This window comes from Luteolibacter sp. Populi (assembly GCF_040801775.1).
In the GTDB taxonomy this organism is placed as follows: Bacteria; Verrucomicrobiota; Verrucomicrobiia; order Verrucomicrobiales; family Akkermansiaceae; genus Haloferula.
The window spans coordinates 288,768-306,163 of record NZ_CP161812.1 but is presented as its reverse complement, the minus strand read 5'-3'; the positions used below and the strand labels follow the sequence as shown (position 1 = coordinate 306,163).

Annotated in this window: 13 protein-coding genes; 7 read left to right on the top strand and 6 right to left on the bottom strand. The window is 64.5% G+C overall.

The features are described 5' to 3' along the window. Positions 1-86: 86 nt before the first annotated feature. The 4 genes from ABWK72_RS01185 (at position 87) to ABWK72_RS01170 (ending at position 5,772) form a co-directional block, all read left to right on the top strand. Positions 87-848, top strand: coding sequence for a hypothetical protein (locus ABWK72_RS01185; RefSeq protein WP_367872944.1), 762 nt, complete (start codon positions 87-89; stop codon positions 846-848). Positions 849-1,476: 628 nt separating this feature from the next. Next, entirely contained in the window at positions 1,477-4,359 is a 2,883-nt protein-coding gene (locus ABWK72_RS01180; RefSeq protein ID WP_367872943.1) for a hypothetical protein, read from the top strand. 61 nt (positions 4,360-4,420) lie between these two features. After that, positions 4,421-5,023 (top strand): hypothetical protein, encoded by a 603-nt coding sequence (locus ABWK72_RS01175; protein ID WP_367872942.1) that lies wholly within the window; start codon positions 4,421-4,423, stop codon positions 5,021-5,023. A gap of 32 nt (positions 5,024-5,055) precedes the next feature. Next, entirely contained in the window at positions 5,056-5,772 is a 717-nt protein-coding gene (locus ABWK72_RS01170; RefSeq protein ID WP_367872941.1) for a hypothetical protein, read from the top strand. 242 nt (positions 5,773-6,014) lie between these two features. On the opposite strand, the gene ABWK72_RS01165 is transcribed toward ABWK72_RS01170, so the two are convergent. The 3 genes from ABWK72_RS01165 to ABWK72_RS01155 all read right to left on the bottom strand — a co-directional run bounded on the left by ABWK72_RS01165 (position 6,015) and on the right by ABWK72_RS01155 (position 11,207). Next, complete coding sequence (locus ABWK72_RS01165; RefSeq protein ID WP_367872940.1) at positions 6,015-6,938, bottom strand: phytoene/squalene synthase family protein; 924 nt, start codon at positions 6,936-6,938, stop codon at positions 6,015-6,017. A 187-nt stretch (positions 6,939-7,125) separates the two neighbouring features. Further along, positions 7,126-8,502: an IS4 family transposase gene (locus ABWK72_RS01160; RefSeq protein ID WP_367870980.1), complete on the bottom strand. Its 1,377-nt coding sequence runs from the start codon at positions 8,500-8,502 to the stop codon at positions 7,126-7,128. A gap of 161 nt (positions 8,503-8,663) precedes the next feature. Beyond that, positions 8,664-11,207, bottom strand: coding sequence for a hypothetical protein (locus ABWK72_RS01155; protein ID WP_367872939.1), 2,544 nt, complete (start codon positions 11,205-11,207; stop codon positions 8,664-8,666). Positions 11,208-11,332: 125 nt separating this feature from the next. Between ABWK72_RS01155 and ABWK72_RS01150 the strand changes: the two genes are divergently transcribed. The 3 genes from ABWK72_RS01150 to ABWK72_RS01140 all read left to right on the top strand — a co-directional run bounded on the left by ABWK72_RS01150 (position 11,333) and on the right by ABWK72_RS01140 (position 15,954). Then, entirely contained in the window at positions 11,333-12,664 is a 1,332-nt protein-coding gene (locus ABWK72_RS01150) for a DUF1501 domain-containing protein (protein ID WP_367872938.1), read from the top strand. A gap of 336 nt (positions 12,665-13,000) precedes the next feature. Next, positions 13,001-15,409 carry a peptidase gene (locus tag ABWK72_RS01145; RefSeq protein ID WP_367872937.1) on the top strand — a complete coding sequence of 803 codons (2,409 nt, stop codon included), beginning with the start codon at positions 13,001-13,003 and terminating at the stop codon, positions 15,407-15,409. A gap of 92 nt (positions 15,410-15,501) precedes the next feature. Further along, on the top strand, positions 15,502-15,954 hold the full coding sequence (locus ABWK72_RS01140) for a type II secretion system protein GspG (RefSeq protein WP_367872936.1): 453 nt from the start codon (positions 15,502-15,504) through the stop codon (positions 15,952-15,954). A gap of 147 nt (positions 15,955-16,101) precedes the next feature. Here ABWK72_RS01140 and ABWK72_RS01135 read toward each other — a convergent pair whose 3' ends face one another. Genes ABWK72_RS01135 through ABWK72_RS01125 form a run of 3 tightly spaced genes read right to left on the bottom strand, consistent with a single transcriptional unit; the run spans position 16,102 to position 17,268 of the window. Then, positions 16,102-16,323, bottom strand: coding sequence for an integrase core domain-containing protein (locus ABWK72_RS01135; RefSeq protein ID WP_367872935.1), 222 nt, complete (start codon positions 16,321-16,323; stop codon positions 16,102-16,104). Continuing rightward, positions 16,229-16,957 carry an IS3 family transposase gene (locus ABWK72_RS01130; RefSeq protein ID WP_367872934.1) on the bottom strand — a complete coding sequence of 243 codons (729 nt, stop codon included), beginning with the start codon at positions 16,955-16,957 and terminating at the stop codon, positions 16,229-16,231. Before ABWK72_RS01130 ends, ABWK72_RS01135 begins: the two co-directional genes overlap by 95 nt. After that, on the bottom strand, positions 16,954-17,268 hold the full coding sequence (locus ABWK72_RS01125; RefSeq protein ID WP_367871810.1) for a transposase: 315 nt from the start codon (positions 17,266-17,268) through the stop codon (positions 16,954-16,956). Before ABWK72_RS01125 ends, ABWK72_RS01130 begins: the two co-directional genes overlap by 4 nt. Positions 17,269-17,396: the final 128 nt, after the last annotated feature.

Here is a 17,396-nt window from a genome sequence, read left to right as displayed (position 1 = left end):
AGAACCGGAACGGTGCAGTGCCCGGGATCGGGCTGCCTTTGATCCGTGTCCATCGGTGTCCATCCGTGGTTCTTGGATTCTTCCTGGTGGCAACCGTTGCCCTGAGTGGAGCTGCCCTTGCGGGCGACATGCGGGAGGCACCGAATCCCGGGGGGCAGCCGGCGAACCAGCTCAGCATTTCCGGGAATGCCTGCGGACCGGCGGCCTTGCTATCATCCTATCGCTGCGGGAACGCTGCTTGGCAAACGGCGGCGGCGTCCTTGCCCGGTAGCAAGGATCGCGAGCAGATCGGCAAGTGGATCCGCGCGCACGGCTTGCGGCCTTCCGAGACCTTGAAAGGGCGCACGCGCTGGACTTCCGCGGGCATCAATGTGGAAGACCTGGTGACGGCGGCCAACGAGATGGGCAAGCCCTTGTATCTGCCGGTGCTGGTTCACGACGGCCTGTTCGTGCAGCGCGGGGAATCGGGGGAAGAACTTCTGCAGCGGGTGTGGCGGCGCCTGAATGCTTCGCTGGAAAAAGGCGTGCCGCCGGTTCTCAGCCTGCGCCGCCAGGTCCTGAGGAAGGACCGCTGGACGCCGGTGCAGGGGCATTTCGTGACGGTTACCGGGATTCCGAAGAAGCTGGGGAAGGGTGAAGGCGGCTTCCAGGTGGTCTATCTCGATCCATGGGGCGGCAAGCGTTGCGAAGGCTGGCTGAAGGTGCCGGAGCGGGCGGTGCTGAGCGGCGAGGGTCAGGCCTCGCCCTGCCTGGTCGCGGAGTTTCCGGCGGTGAATATCGGGAAGAAAGAAGTCCGGCGGGGCGAGGTGACGGCGGTAGTGCCGGAGACGGTGATCGGGCGGTGGTAGGAGCCCGGTGGTCGTCGACAGGCTCATCCCTGACCGCTACACACAAGTCGCCGTTTTCAAAGTTGGCTGTTAGAGGCTGTCTTTAAAAAGGCAGGGACCGCCCTCCGAGCGGTCCGGCTTATGGCGGCACCCAAAAACGAACCGGCTTTGTTCCGACGCTTCAAGCCGTCCCCCGCCGGACCTCACCCTCGGCTACTTTAGCTTTGATTCCTGCGGGGTCAGCGATGGCGTGGTGCCCGGCGTGGGTTGGGGCAAAGCTGTAAGACAACCCACGGACATTGCCATTGGCCACGGGTGTTCCAGGGGTGTTCCGGTAAGATAGGAGGAGGTCCCCCAAATGGGTAGGTGCATCCATTATGTATTTACGGAACCCCCATTTCACCCCTATTGTTTAAAGACGTCTATGAAACCCAATTCATTTTCGCTCGCGGCCCGTTCTTCTCGCGGTCCGCGTCCTTCCCGAGAGCGTGACCCCATAACGACGAAGACCTTGAGCAAATCCATTTCCGGGACGGTGCCGGCACCCCGCGCGGGTCTCCTGCACGACGGTTCGAGCGAAAGCCCCGCCCGCAGATCGTTTATGTATTTACATCGTGACAAAATTGGAGTCAATTATCCACTAGACGTCATGAAACCCAATTCATACCGGCAAAAACGACACATGACCCCGCGCCGCAGAGGGCGAGCTAGCGGATTCGCTTTGGTCATCTCCCTCTCGCTGATGGTGCTACTGACGATCCTTTCGGTGGGCTTGTTGACCCTTTCGACCGTCTCGCTCCGAGCCTCTACCCAAGAAGACGCGATGCGGGTGGCGCGTAGCAATGCGCGGATGGCGCTGATGATGGCGATCGGCCAATTGCAGAAGTCGGCAGGGCCGGACCAGCGGATCACCGCGCCGGCGGCGATTGCGGATGAATCGACGCCGATCGGTTTCACGGGTGCTTGGAAGGCATGGGCGCGCGGCGAGCAAGGGACCTCAACCTATGACAAGGATAGCCGTTTCACCGGTTGGTTGGCCTCCAGTTCGCTGGGCGGTGCTGCCAAACCCAATATGACCACGGTGCCGCACGTTTCTCCGGAAACGCCGGGGGCCGCGCTGCTGCTCGGGGAGGGTACGCTCAAGGAGCGCACCAAGAGTTCGGGCGCGGATGCGCGGATGGCGGTGAAGCCGACCATCGTCGAGGGAGCTGCCCTGAATGGACACATCGCGTGGGCGACGATGGACGAGAGCACGAAGTCGCGGCTGAGCCTGCCTTCCGAGCGGACCCTGAGCTCCCCAGCCCGCGAGATCGCGCATGTCGGGGCACCTGCCGCCGACGGCCCGCAGGTGATCGAGGCCTTGGAAGATTTCGAAGCGACGGCAGCGAACGTCGCGAAGATGATCAGCACCGGCTCGGCCGACCTGCAGGTGGGCAAGGACAAGATGGGCCAGCTGACGCCGGACCTGACCGTGTGGTCGGCTTCGCTGATGACCAACCCGGTGGACGGGGGGCTGAAGAAGGATCTGAGCAGCCTCTTCTCGCGCACGCTCACGGCCGGTGAGAAGAACATCCGGCTCTTCAGCGATGCCGGGCTGCAGACGGGAGAGGGCGATCCGTATATGAGCGCGCTCGCTGGCTATCACAATCTTTACGACAAGATTGGCAAATCGATCGGCGGCACCAAGCCGGATGCGGACGGCGTAGCGGCCTTTATGCCCGCTGGCTATGATGCGACAGTCTACAATCCCCAATTGCAGAAATACCTGCCGAAGCCGCAGGCACCGAAGGACATGATCCTTGCCCCTTCGGTACTGCGGGTGGACGTGATCTTCTCGCTGATCGTACGTGACGCGCATAACCCCGACCGGATTACCAGGCTGAAGGCTTTGGGACGCAATTACATGCTGCACCTGATGTATCTGCCGGTGGTGACCCTGCACAATCCCTACAATGTGCCGCTGACCTTCGACAGCGTGAAGGTCAGTTTCGAGGACATCCCGATCGGCTTCAACATCATGATCGATGGCCAGCCGCTGAGCAGCACGCTGGTACCGGTGAACGGCATGTTCGCCTCCACCGAGGGCGATAGCAGCCTGACGAAAAATTTCGGGGTGACGCTCAGGACCTCGGTGACCAATACGACGCAGCCGATCCGCATGTTGCCCGGGCAGACGAAGCTCTTCGGCACGCCCAAGGTCGAGCCTTCGTGGAGATGGGTGGATGAACAGCCGGGCGCCGGGGCCGATGGCACAAAACTCTTCGATTGGAACCAAGGCCGCAATTTCACCGCGGACTTCCAGATGGCACCGACCCTGATCTCGCCGCCCTCCACCAGTTGCGGCTTCGACGTGGACTGGCTCAATCCGAGACCGCTGCAAACCGCGGCGGGTGTGGCGAATAGCGGCGGCGAAGGGATCGTGGCCCTCAAGGGCACCGAAAAAATAGGCGTCACCTTCGGCCCTATGGCACCCAAGGTGGCCGCCAATACCTTCACGATCGTGACCGAGGTCAAGAGCGCCAACAAGCTGACCAAGACCGGGGCCATCCGGGTAAATTACCAAAGCGTACAGCGACTGAAGGAACTCGTTGAGGAAGGCACCTCGATCCGCTTCCCGAACGGTTCCCGCAAATTCCCCGAGGTGTTTCCCAAGTTGCCCGACGACAAGGAGTTAACGGTGGCCGACCTCTACGAGAGGAACGAGACCGCGGTGAGCAAATATCTGAACCCAAAGCCTTTCGTGCTTTTCAGCGTTTCCGGCAAGACCACCAAGGAGTCCTTTGTGCCGAGCCGGCCCTATGCGGATGCGGCTCCCGGGATCGGGATTTCAAAAATCGACTTCTCCGCCGGCAAGGATCTGCAGGGAGACGTCCCGATCGAGATGGTGATGATGCCGATCCGCGGAGGTAACAGGGCGATCGAAGAGGACCGCGCCAAACAGGAGGCCTTTTTCTTCGGCGGCCACGGCTTGGATAGCGGGATGCCGCGTGCGACCTTCTACGAGATCCCGCAAATGCCGCTGCAATCGCTGGCGCAGTTCCGCCACGCCCGCACCGGCAATACCGGCTTCCATCCGAATGTAACTTACACGGCAGGTGAATCGCTGGCGAGCCCCCTGATCGGTACCGAGCGGATCAAGAGCTCTTGGCCAGGCGACGGTTCCGAAATGCTCGATCAGGCCTGGCTAACGAATGCGGCGATGTGGGACCGCTACTTCCTTTCAACGATCGCGCCACAGAATGCGGCGGTCTTCGGAACGAACACGCGGACCACCGGCAAAGTCATCGAGGAGTTCGTCAGCGGCAAAGGCAGGCTGCTGAACGAGCGTCTAAAACCCTTGCTTGGCGGCAACAGTGCCGAGGAAACGACGGCGGCGCTGAGTTCGAACGATGCCTGGCTGCTCGCCGCCGCGCACATGATCGAGGAAGGCGGGTTCAACGTGAACTCCCTCTCGGTGGACGCTTGGGCCAGCGTACCTCTCAGCGCTTCGCAATGCCCAGGTTTCGACAGTGGCAGGCATCGAAAACGGTGACAAAAATGCGTCTCCCTTCCCGCGGGTACGCCGCCCCGCCGAAGGAGTGATCGACGGCAGCATGGATAACGCCAAACAACACCCGTGGCAGGGCTACCGGAGCTTGAACGAAGGCCAGGTGCGGACCTTGGCGGAGAAGTTGGTGGAGGAGATCCGCGAGCGCGGACCATTCCTTTCGCTGTCCGAATTCGTCAACCGGCGGGTCGGGAGTTCCGGGGATGAGCGGACCCTGCGGGGTGCCATACAGGCTGCCATCCGGGAATCCGACCTGAACGATCCCGTGGAAGACGACGGCTTGGAACTGGGTGCGGCCAACATTGGCAACCACAAGTATCTGGCTGCCACCGCCGCCTTCGGCAACAATACCATCATGGCACCCGGCTCGCTGAGCCAAGGTGACGTGCTGAGCGTGATCGGCTCCCACGTGACGGTCCGCGGCGATACCTTCGCGATCCGTTGCTACGGGGACGCGACCGACAAGAAGGATAACAAGATCCTGGCCCGAGCCTGGTGCGAAGCGGTGGTGCAACGCGTGCCGGAGTTCATCGATTCCTCGGAAGCACCGGAGAAGGCGATCGCGAGCCTGCAGAGCATCCCGAACCAGACCTTCGGGCGCCGTTTCCAGATGGTGAGCTTCCGCTGGCTTGCACAGGATGAAATTTGAACCGAGAGTCGCGGAAACCCTTTAGTATCCCGATGCACAAAGCCATCTCCTGCCTCGCCTCCCTGGTGTTCATTTCAGGGGCGTTCACCGCCGCCGCGCAAGAGAAGCGCACCGTGAGTTTCCGCGCGCTGTGCTACCAGCACATGGGCGATGTTAAATACGTGAGCCTGCCGGCACCTGCCGCGGGAGCACCGGTCCAAGTGCCGCTGCCGACCAGCGGCTTCGGGACGGAAACCAAGGGCGTCTTTGAAGACGGGATGGTCCGCTTCTTCGCCGAGAACAGCAACCCGCCGAAGGTGATCGCGGAGGGCAAGCTGGCCAAGAGCGAGCGTCAGGTCTTCCTCTTCCTCCCCTCCCCCGACGCGAAGATGGTGTATCGGGTGCATGCGCTCAACGATGACGAGGCATCCTTCGCGATGGGGTCGACACGGGTTTTGAACCTGGGGGCCGTGAAGATCCGATTGAACTTCGCCGGGGCGGATCTGCCACCGATCGAGCCGGGCGGGATGGCCATTTATCCCATGGTGAAGACGGCCGACGAATGGGGCATGTTCACCGCGCGGGTCGACTATGATAACGGCAAGGGCGGCTGGACCCCGGTGTCGAGCCAGTCGTGGAAGTCCGCCGAGGAAAAGCGCGACATGGTGATCGCCACGGTTGACCCGAAGACGAAGCGGCCTTCGATCCGGCAGTACCAAGATATCCCGCCATGGCGCGTGGCAGCACTGCCGACGGGTGGGCCGAAGTGATTGGCGGAGCCGCGCGATCCGCATTGTGTCCGGTCTGACGCGTTAGCGCTTGGAGCGCGGAGGCACTGCCCCGCAAAAGCAGCCCTTGTTGCCCGGACGTTCTCGTGGTGCGTGTGGATACCGCTGTCGCTTTGATGCGTGCCTTTCCGTACTCAGGGCAGCGTGGGACCGTTCTGCGGGCCGGGTGGCTCCGCGCTCCCAGGGGAAGAGCCGTCCGTGTTACTAGCACGATTCCTTTGCTTTCATGCCTTACGCGGCCACCAAAGGGCTTTCCAGAGAGAGCGCTTCACGGCGGCGCGGGTCACCTTGAGCTTCTGCGACGGAAGCGGTTCGGCTGCGGCGAGCAGGGCGATGGTGTCCTCACCGATCAAGGCGGGCAGCACGGAGGCGGCGCGGAGGCGGCGGAGCTTGAGGCGCGAGGCGTAGCGGCGGCCGGACTCAAGCCAGACCGAGGCGTGCGCGAGCCAGTCGCGGCGGGCGGCAGCGAGGGCCTCGGGGTCGCGGGGATCGGCGAGGGGCAGGTAGCAACGGCCATTGGCGAGATCCTCCGGCAGATCGCGAAGGATGTTCACCAGTTGCAGGCCCATGCCGTAGCGCACGCCGAGGGCGTCGAGGTCTTCAGGCAGCGAGTCGGAGAAGCGCTCGCCGAGAGTCAGGAAACCGATACGGGTCCAGAAGCCGCCGACGCAGCCGGCCACGCGGTAGCAGTAGTCCTCCAGTTCGTCTTCGGTGCGGAGGGCTTTGGGAAGTGACTTCTTGGCGTCATCGAAGCGGACGAGATCGAGACGCTGGCCGCCGATGATGGTGGTGACCACGTCGCGGACGGCATCGGCCTGGAGCGCGTCGAGGGCGGTGAGTTGGTCGAAGGCTTCGTCGAGGCGTTCGAGGAGGACGCGCTCGGCGTCGTTGTCCTGGAGGGCGATGAAGTTCTTCAGCTTGTCACGCCGCCAGAGGCTGTCCTTGCCGGCGATCCTGGCACCGAATGCGTCGAGGAGTTCGAGGCGGTCATCGACCGGGATGCCGGGGGTGTCGGCGATGGTATCACTGGCGCGAGCGAGGAGGTAGCCGGTGCCGGTGGCAGGGCGCATGGGTTGCGGCAACGCGCGCAGGCTCAGGTAGAACGAGCGCGAGACGCTTTTGAGAACTTGACGGTCGATGCGGTCCAAGGCCGGCGAGCGAGAAGGAGCCGGGGCAGGGTAGCAAGCCCCAATGCATGAGGGGGGACGATGGTGGTAGGGGGGAAATACGAGCCCTGTGCGGAGGAACAGTGGATGGGAGGGCGCTGGGGCGATTGCGATCCATTGGGGAGAAACGGACTGCGGGGTGGCTTCGTCCGCCTTTAGGCCAATGCCGTTAAGGACTCGCCGGGTTGATCGTGATGCTCTTGAGCAGCGGCAACGAGCTCGGCTGTTTCATCTTCGGCCAGTCCTTGACCGGTTGCCGCAGCGCCCTCTGGCAGCTCCGCGGCTTGCGCCACGGTATCAGCGCCACTTCCGCCAGTTGCTTGAGCGCGCGTGCCACCCAGATCGCCCGCTTCGGCAATTCCATCAGGTCGTTGCCGAGTTCCAGCAGCTTGCACATCGCCGCGGTGTAGTCGCGCACCACCGCGAAGCTGATCCGCGGGACCTCCACGCCCGCCGCTTCCGCCACCGCCGCGCGTTGCAGCGCCAGCACCGCCGCGGCCATCAGCAGCGCGAGCACTTCCTGCGCCGCGGTTTCAGGGGTCTGCGCGTCGAGCAGGTCGCCGCGCCCGTGGAGCTTCACCTTGAGTTCGCGGAAAAACAATTCGTGCTGCCAGCGCGCGGCATAGAGTTCCACCAGTTCCGCGGCGGGATGGAGCGTTTCGTCCATGAGGCTGGTCCAGAGCCGGAGTTGCAGCGGCTTGCCACCGCCCGCCACCGTCACGGTGGCGAGGATCTCGCGCAGCTCCAGGGTGCCCGCGACACGGCGGGTCGCGGGATCGGTCACCTTCACCACGATGCGCCGCGAGCCGTCGGACAGGTGCTCCTTGACGGTGGCCTTGAGGTTGGACTTCACCCGCATCAGGAAGGCTCCGCCACCCTTCTCCAGGGCGGGCTTGAAATGCCACAGCAACGAGGGCGTGCCGTAGAGGCGGTCGCCGAGCAAGAGGCTCTTTTCCGGCAGCTCCCGTTCCTGGAGGATCCGCCGGGCCAGCGTGGCTTCGCCTTCGCCCTGCCAGCCGGGTGCGGCAGCCAGGGGCTGGTACATGCCGAGTTCGACAAGCACCACCGCCAGCATGCGGGCGAAGGCCGGCTGGCCGTTGCCCTTGCCGCAGGGCACCTTGACGGCACGCTCCGCGATGGCAGGGGTGTTGCGCAGGTTGAAGGTGGTGCCGTCGATGGCCAGCAGCCGCAGGCCGCGGTGGAAGGCCCCGGGATGCAAGGCCGGATCGGCCAGGGGACGCAGCGCCAGGTGCAGCGCCTCGTGGAGCAATTCCCAGCCGATGGCTTTGCCGCGCTGGCTCAGCGCGCTGCCGGAGATGCGGATGCCGGTGATTTCTTTCACGTGCGTGGAGAAGCTGCCTGCCGGTGCAAGCTGGTGATAGGTCCGGGTCATCAGCCATTGCCAGGGGCTGAGCTTGGGATCCGGGCCGCCGCGAGGCCCGCGGCGCTCGAAGAGGCTGTCGCAGGCAGGCGGGTCGAGCAAGGCGGCAAAGGCGCGGGGAAAGCTGCCGTGGAAGGGAAAACGGGGATGCGGTGCGTCGTGCATCCGCCCAATCAAAACAAACGTTTCCGTAGTACGAGCCGTAATTTCGCGCGGTGATCTAACAGGTCCTTAACGGCATTGGCCTTCAGGCGGGACTACATACCCTTGGGGACGGATCTGCTAGGGACCGTTCATCCGCACAGAGGACTGTGCGGACCACCTTTTTACGGGCCGTTGAGGCGCTGCTGGCTCCAGGCGAGGCATTCCTCGTATTCCTCGTTTTGCGGGCGCTCGCGATTGAGGATGGACCAGATCGAGACGGCTTCACCGAAGGCGGCTTGGGCGAGTTCGGGCTTCTTGGCGAGGCGCGAGGCATGGCCCAGATCGCCTAACACGTAGCCGAGGGAGCGCCGGATCTGTTCGCTGCGGACCAGGCCGTAGTCGGAGTCGCCGAGCTTGCGGAGAATCGCGGCGGAGCGGGTTTGGAAATCGATGGCTTGCTCCTGCTGGTCCGCCGAGGTGAGCAGCAGGCCCTTCTGCCAGAAGAGCAGGGCCAGGCGATACTTGGCGACCGGATCGGCCGACTCGTCGACCGCGATGCCTTCGATCAGGAGGATGCCGTCGTCGATGACGCTCAGGGCCTCGGCGGCATTGCCGCGGTCCCGGAGGATGCGCGACATCAGCCAGCGCTGGGAGGCGAGCAGGGAGCGGACGTCCGGGTCCTCCGGGCGCTGGCTCTTGACCTCCTCTAACAACTTCACCGCGTTCTTCGACATGGTCTCGGTGGCGGCGATATCCCCGGAGAGCATGGCGGCCTCCGCGATGGCACCGTAGCTGCCGGCGAGATCGAGGCGGAGGTCGTAGTCGCCGGGGTTCTCCTTGAGCATGCCGAGCAGGATCTCGGCGGACTTGGCGCGGGTATCGCGGGCATCGCCCATCAGCCCCATGCCATCGAGGATGGTGGCGGAGGAGAGGAAGCAGGAGGCCAGCGAGGATTGGAGGATGGTGGCATCCGGGCGCTGGGCGGTGAGGCGCTTGAGTACCTCGGTGGCGCGCATCAGGCCTTCCAAGGCGTCGGAGTCCTTGCCGGCTGCGGCCAGCAGGCGGGATTCGTGGAAGTCGAGGATGGCCAGGAGTTCCTGCACGCGGTCGGCATCGACCTCCGCCTGCGGGATCGCTTCGAGGGCCTTGCGGGCGATCTTGAAGGCCGGGCCGGCACCCTCGTCATTCCGCTCCTGGAGCAGCAGCGCGAGCAAGAGGCGGTCGGTGGCGAGACGAAGGTCGAGATCCGGGCCGGAGGGCAGATCGGGCGCGGCGGCGAGGGCTTCCTCCAAGCGCAGGGCGGCTTCCTTGGGATCGCCCTTCGCGAGCGAGACCTCGGCGAGCTGAAGGCGGGCGCGGGCGCGCTCTTCCTTGAGGTCGGGGATCTCGGCGGTCTTGATGATGAAATCCTGGAAGTAGTCCTCCAGACGCTTGAGACGCCGCTCGCGGCCATCGAGGGGTGGCAGGCGGCGGTGACCCTTCTCCATCGCCCAGGCGAAGAGGTGGTCCGAGGTGGCGCGGGAAGACTGCAGGCGGGCGAGCCAGCGATCCTTGTCGTATTGAAGATTGCGGCGCTCGTTTTCCGAGGCCTCCTTGATCACGGAGAGTTCGTTCTCCATCGCGGCGCGGGCATTGGTGGCCTCGCTGATGAGGGACTCGTAGTTGCTGACGTCGCCCTTGCGGCCGGTCTCCTCCGCGGAGATCTGCGAGCGCTTCATGTGGTAGAGCACCGAGAGGATCACGACGGCACCCGCGAGGACGCCGGCGGCCACATTGGCGCGGCCGACGCTGCGGCGGGCATGGCGGTGCTGGTCGAGCACGGCATCGCGCTGCTGATCGGCGGCAAGTTCCTTGTCGGCGGCGTGGAAGAGGGCGAGCACGGCCCCGGCATTGGCCGGGCGGGCATTCGGGTCGAGCGCCAGGCAGCGGTCGAGGATGCCGCGGTAGGCGCCTTCGAGCGCGTTCGAGGCGGCATCGGACCACGTGACCTGGGGCTGGGATTCCAGGACCTTGGCGATGCTCTTGAAATTGGCGGCGATGCCGTCGCGGCGGGTCTGGCCGGACTCCGGGGCGACGTCGTCAAAGGTCTTGGTGCAGCGCGGGAAGGCACCGGTGAGGAGGCGGTAGGCGATCACCGCGAAGGCGAAGACATCCCAGCGGTAGCCCTTTTCCCGCAGGTAGCCATCCGGCGCGCGGAGCTGGTCCGGCGGCTGATAGAGGATGGCATCCGTGTAATCGAGATTGGCGACGCCGGGCATGTTGCCGAGTGCCCAATCGGTGAGGACGAGGTGGCCGGAATCGTCGAAGAAGACATTCCCCGGCTTGAGGTTGCCGTGGGCGATTTGGCGCTCGTGGAGCAGGGTCAGGGCGCGCAGGAATTCCAGCACGACCGGCCAGGAATGCTCGCCGGGAAAGCGGTCGAGGCGGTGCTGGAGCGAGCGGGGAATCCAGGTCCCTTCCACCTCGTCGCCGAGGAAGGGGGTGATGCGGACGATCTGCTTGCCGCGGTAGTCCGCGGCCATTTCAGGGAGGGCTCCGGCGGGCCAGGCGGGATCCTCCGCGCGCAGGGCCATTTCTTCGAGAAGGGCGCGATTGACGGCGGCGGGATCGAAGACCTTGACGGCGACGTGGGCACCGGAAGCATCGCGGGCACGGTAAACCCTGCCGCAGGCTCCTGCCCCTATCGGGCCGAAAACCTCCAGCGAATTGACCTCGGGGGACTGCATGCCAAGAGGATGCAACAATCGGACCGCGCCGCCAACCCTTCTGTTGGATTGGAAATTCGTTTCGCTGCGATGAAACATTCCTCACGGGTTCCGCCGTAAGCCCTCTTGAAAACCGCCTTCTACCCATGAAACCGTTCTGCCCGGGCAATCCGCTCCACCGCTACACATCCCGCCGCGAATTCCTGCACGTCGGCCTGGTCGGCGGGCTGGGGCTGACGCTGCCGCAATTCCTGATGCAGAAGGCGCAGGCCGAGCAGAAATTCTACGAGACCAAGGAAGGGGTCGCGAAGGGAATCATCCACATCTTCCTGCCGGGCGGGATGGCGCACCAGGAGTCCTTCGACCCGAAGCCCTTCGCGCCGGCCGAATACCGGGGTCCCTTCGGTGCCATCGATACCAAGCTGCCCGGCGTGCAGTTCGGCGAGAAGATGAAGGATCTGGCGCAGCTCGCGGACAAGATGACGATCATCCGCTCAATGTCGCACGGCGAGGCGGCCCACGAGCGCGGCACACATAACATGTTCACGGGCTACCGGCCCTCCCCTGCCCTCGAGTATCCTTCCTACGGCTCGGTGATTTCCCACGAGATGGGATCGAAGAACAACCTGCCGCCCTACGTTTGCGTGCCCTCGGTGCCGAACGAGTTTGCGGGCTCGGGCTATCTATCGTCTGCCTTCGGGCCCTTCGCGCTCGGCTCCGATCCTTCCAACAAGAACTTCCAGGTCCGCGACCTGAACCTGCCTGACGGTTGCGACGAGTTCCGCTTCAACCGGCGGCGCTCGCTGCTGGAGACGGTGGACTCGCATTTCCGCTCGCTGGAGAAGAGCGACGCGATCGACGCGATGGATGCCTTCTACCAACACGCCTACAAGCTGATCTCCTCGCAGTCGGCACGTGAAGCTTTCAATCTCAAGGAAGAACCGGATGCCCTGAAGGATGAATATGGCCGCACCGATGCGGGACAGCGGATGCTGCTGGCGCGGCGTTTGGTCGAGGCCGGGACACGCTTTGTATCGCTGACGGTAGGCGGTTGGGACCACCACGACAATATCAAGGGCAATATGGAGAACCAGATGCCGCCGGTGGACAAGGCGATCGCGACCCTGATCCGCGACCTCGAACGCCGCGGGATGCTGGAATCGACGCTGGTAATGGTGACCACGGAATTCGGCCGGACGCCGAAGATCAACGCGACCGGCGGCCGCGACCACTGGCCGAGCGTGTTCTCGGTGGCGATGATCGGCGGCGGCTTCAAGCAGGGCTACGTGCACGGATCCTCCGACGCGCTCGGCGGCGGGGTGGATACCGACGGGATCACCGTGGAAGACCTCTCGGCGACCATTTACAACCAGATCGGGATCACCGGCGACAAGGAGCTGATGGCTCCAGGCGGGCGGCCGATCGAGATTGTGGACGGAGGGCATGTGCTGGACGTGCTGCTGGCGAAGAAAGCTTAGGGGGAATGACGAATTCGAATTTCCGAATGTCGAATGAAGTGTGTGGAAGAATCCCGGGACCGGATGAGCGGCGGTCGCGCTCCTGAGCCCCGCAGGGGCGTCCGGGAGATAGCCCCGGGCACCGCCCGGGTTGGGATGCCGCACAGTTCACTCCCCCTAAAGGGGGGGCGGGAGGCCGGTAGTCGCGACACGTTCCTTTCTAATAACACTCCCGGTGCCCCTTCAGGGCACGTTCCCTTACTGCACACCAAACCCGGGGTTTCACCCCGGGCTTTCTCCCGGTCGCCCCTTCGGGGCTGAAGAGCCGGAGCCCGATACTTCATCACCTCTTTCGCCATGTCCCGTCCGCTCACCGCTCTTCTGCTCCTCACCGGCACCGCATTCGCCGGGTTCACGCCGACGCTCAATCTGATCGAGCCGCGGGGCGGACAGCGTGGGGTGGAACTGGAGATGCATTTCCACGGCGAGCGCCTGGACGGCATCCAGGAGGTGCTGGCCTACGAGCCCGGGATCGAGTTCCGCGGCTTCACGGTGGAGAACGACAAGCACGCTTCGGCCAAGATCTTTATCAAGCCGGATGCGCCGCTGGGCGAGCACGGGCTGCGGGTGCGGACCAGCGGCGGGGTGAGCTTCCTGCGGTCTTTCTTCATCGGGCAATTCCCGGTGGTCAACGAGGCGGACCCGAACGACAAGCAGGCCGAAGCCCAGCGGGTGGAGCTGAATACCACCGTGCAGGGCATCGCGAAGCAGGAGGACGTGGACTACTATGTGTGTAGTTTGAAGAAGGGCCAGCGCTTCACCGCGGAGGTGGAGGCGATGCGCCTGGGCCGGACGATGTTCGACTCCTACTTGGCGATCGTCGATCCGAAGGGCTTCGAGATCGCGTCCTGCGACGATGCGGCGCTGCTGCGGACCGATCCTTTCGTCTCGACGATCATCCCCGAGGACGGCGACTACTGCGTGCTGGTGCGGGAAGCGGCCTACGAGGGGAACGACAACTGCGAGTACCGCGTGAGCATCGGCACCTTTCCCCGGCCGAAGGCGGTCTTCCCGACCGGCGCGAAGGCGGGCGAGACGGTGGAGTTCAAATTCATCGGCGATCCGGCGGGAGACTTCACCGAGAAGATCACGATCCCGGCGGATGCCCCGGAACACTATCCGCTCTTCCCGGCGCGCGACGGGGTCCAGGTACCTTCTCCGCACTGGATCAAGGTCTCGCCGATGGCCTCTGCCATCGAAGTGGAACCTAACAACGGCGTGAAGGAATCCACGCCGCTGCCGGACCGGCCCTGCGTCGGCTACGGCATCATCGACAAGGACGGCGATGTCGATTTCTTCAGCTTCAAGGCAGCCAAGGACGAGGAATTCACGGTCCGCGTGATCGCGCGCGAACTGCGCTCGCCACTGGATGCGGTGCTCTCCATCCGAAAGGAGAAGGGCGACAACCTGGCCAACAACGACGACCAGGGCGGGCTCGATCCGCTGATGCCGCTGTGGAAGGCCCCCGAGGATGGCGAGTATCATTTGGTGATCCGCGATCAGTTGCGGCGCGGCGGTCCGGATTACACCTATCGCGTGGAGCTGGAGAAGCGCGTCGTCGGCATCAGCGCCTCGCTGCCGGTGGTGGAGCGGGACAATTCCCAGAAGTGGAAGATGATCCCGGTGCCACGCGGGAACCGCTACGCCGCGATGGTCAACATCGCCCGCGACAACATCGGCTGCGATGTAAGTTTGGAAGCGGAGAGCTTGCCCGGCGGGGTGAGCATGAATGCTCCGAAGGTGCAGCGCTCGGTGACCGCGGTGCCGGTGATCTTCGAGGCTGCGGCGGACGCGCCCGTCGCGGGTAGCCTTCACCGCTTCAAGCTCAAGGCACTGGATGATCCGCGGAACATCGCAGGTCTCATGGGAGAGACGATCCACCATGTGGAGATCAACAACCAGGGCGCCTATCATTCGGCCTCCAGCGACCGGATCCCGGTGGCGGTGATCGATGAAGCTCCCTACAAGCTGGAGCTGGAGACGCCCGCGGTGCCGATCGTGAAGAACGGCACGATGCAACTCAAGGTGAAGGCCCAGCGCAAGGAAGGCTACGCCGAGGCGATCACGCTGCGCTTTCTGTGGAATCCGCCGGGCATCGGATCGCCGGCAACGGTGACGATGAACGGCGACCAGAGCGAGGCGCTCTACGAGATCAATGCCAATGGTGAAGCCCCTCCCGCCGAGTGGCAGGTCTGCGTGCTTGGCGAAGCCAATACCCCGCAAGGACCGGTGCTGGTCTCGACCACGCTGGTGCCGCTGCGGGTCGCCGATCCCTACTTGACGATGGCGATGGACATGGCCGCCACTGAGCAGGGCAAGCCGACGACCATGATCTGCAAGCTGGATTTTCCTGGCAAGTTCGAGGGCAATGCAACGGCGGAGCTCTTCGGCCTGCCGCACGGCGCGAAGACCGCACCGGTGGCCTTCCCTTGCGGGCAGGCGCAGGTGAACTTCCCGGTGGAGATCGCGGCGGACGCGGCGGTGGGCAAGCACACGGCGCTCTTCTGCCGGGTCACCGTGCCGGAAAAGGGAACCACGATCCTGCATCAAGTCGGCCAAGGCGGGACCCTGCGGATCGACAAGCCCTCCGAAAACGCCCCCGCTCCCCCGCCCCAACCGGAGGTCGCGAAGGTGGATCCCGCAGCCCCGGCCGCGCCGGTGGAGAAGCCGCTGTCGCGGCTGGAGCAGTTGCGGCAGAAGAAGTAGAGTGTAGCGCGGCTTCTCCCGGCAAAAGTGGCGGGCGGCGGGTTTATCCCGGCGTGTCGATGCCGGTTTGCCACGCACTGTTTTTCGGAGGGATGCTCGCATGGAGTACCTCTGAGGGAGCGAAGTCCGAGCGAATCCCCGGGGACCTCAACTCCATCAGCTCCGCGATCAAGTCCTACCGGAACCTCGCTGGAGAGCTTCCGCCGCCGGGCTTGGGCCTGCAGGCGCTGATAACGCGGCCCGCTTCACTGCCTGCGGGAAAGCCGTGGAGACAGTCTCTTTTTTCGATTCCGCTTGATCCGTGGAGCCGTCCCTACCGCTACGTGGCGGGCGAGGGATTGAAAGACGGCTTCGGGCTCTACAGTTGCGGGCCGGATGGAGTCTCCAAAACCGCGGGCAACGATCCGGACGACCTGAATACGTGGAGCGACAGGGATGAAAAGTCGTGGACGCTGTGGATCGCGCTGGGTGGGATGGCGGTGGCGGCGGGGTCGTTTTACTTCGGGGTGTGGATGGGGCGGACGGAGCGGAGGGAGGCGGGCTAACTGACGCGCCAGCGCCTGGGACCGCGGAGGCACTGCCCCGCAGAAGCGACCCCAGGAGCAGCGGACACGGCGTGACAGGAGTGGGAAGCGCCGCCGCTTTGCTGCCTGCCTTTCTGAGATGCAACGGATTTTTGGACCGGTTGTTGGTTAGTTGGACGGAATGAGTTCGGCCTCGAATCGGGCCGGGGATCGGTAGCCGAGCGAGGAGTGCCTGCGATGGGTGTTGTAGTAGCCCTCGATGAAACTGAAGATTTCGGTCCGGGCGTCCTGTCCGTCAATGAAGCAGCCTCCCTGCAGCATCTCCTTCTTGAGGGTGGCCATGAACGATTCGCTCCACGCGTTGTGGTAGGGGTTGGCCCGTGCCGACATGCTCTGGCAGATGCCGGCCCGGGAGAGCATGGCGCGATATTCGCAGCTTCCGGTACTGGCTGCCGCGGTCGCTATGGAAGATCAGGCCCGGGGCCGGACGACGCGAGCCGAGTCCTTGGGCGAGAGCATCGGCAACGAGCCCGGCGCGCATGTGGCGGGCCAGCGACCAGCCGGTGATGCGGCGCGTGCAGAGGTCGATGACCACCGCGAGGTAAAGCCATCCGGAGGCGGTGGGAATGAAGGTGATGTCGCCCGCCCAGACTTGGTCCGGCCGGTCGGGCAGCTCCTTTCCCGCGATGAGGTTGGGCGAGGGTTTGTCGGCCCGGCCGTCGCTGGTCTTCGGCACGAAGGTCTTGGGCTGGATGGCCTTGAGGCCGCGCTCGGCCATGAGCCTGCGGACCCGGGCGGGCGCACAGGTGATGCCGCGCCCGGCAAGCTCGTGCCAGATGCGGCGGTGGCCGTAGCGCCGCCGGTGGCTCTTGAAGATTTCTTCAATCGCATCGCCGGCCGCTTTGTCCGAGCGTTTGGAGGGGGTGGGTGCGGCGGCGTGGTAGTAGCTGCTGCGGGGCAGCTCGAGGACCTCGCAGATCCGGCGGATGCCGTGGCCGGTGGCGCGGTGGATTTCCCCGATCATGGCGCGGAGTCCGGCCGGGGACTGGTCCCGAGGATGACCGCGGCCTTTTTTAAAATGTCATTTTCCTGGCGCAGGCGGGCGAGCTCGCGGCGCAACGCGCGCAGGTCGTCCGCTGCGTCCCCCTCGCCTGCGGCTCGCGGGCCTTCGCTGCCGCCCTGCGCGCGCCTTGCCGCCTGTCTCCAGCCATGGAGGAGGTTGGCGCTCATGCAGAGTTCGCGGGCGATCTCGGTGACGGACCGGCCGGTGTCGGCAAGCGCGACGGCCTGGGCTTTGAATTCCTCGGTATATTGCCTGCGTGGCTTGGGATTCATGGACATGGATTCTGGAGTTTGTTGGTCCAGAAATCCAGCACACCTCATTCGATGCTGAGGGCAGCGAGGGACCGTTCTGCGGGCCGGTGGCTCCGCGCTCCCAAGGGAAGAGCCGTCCGTGCTACGGG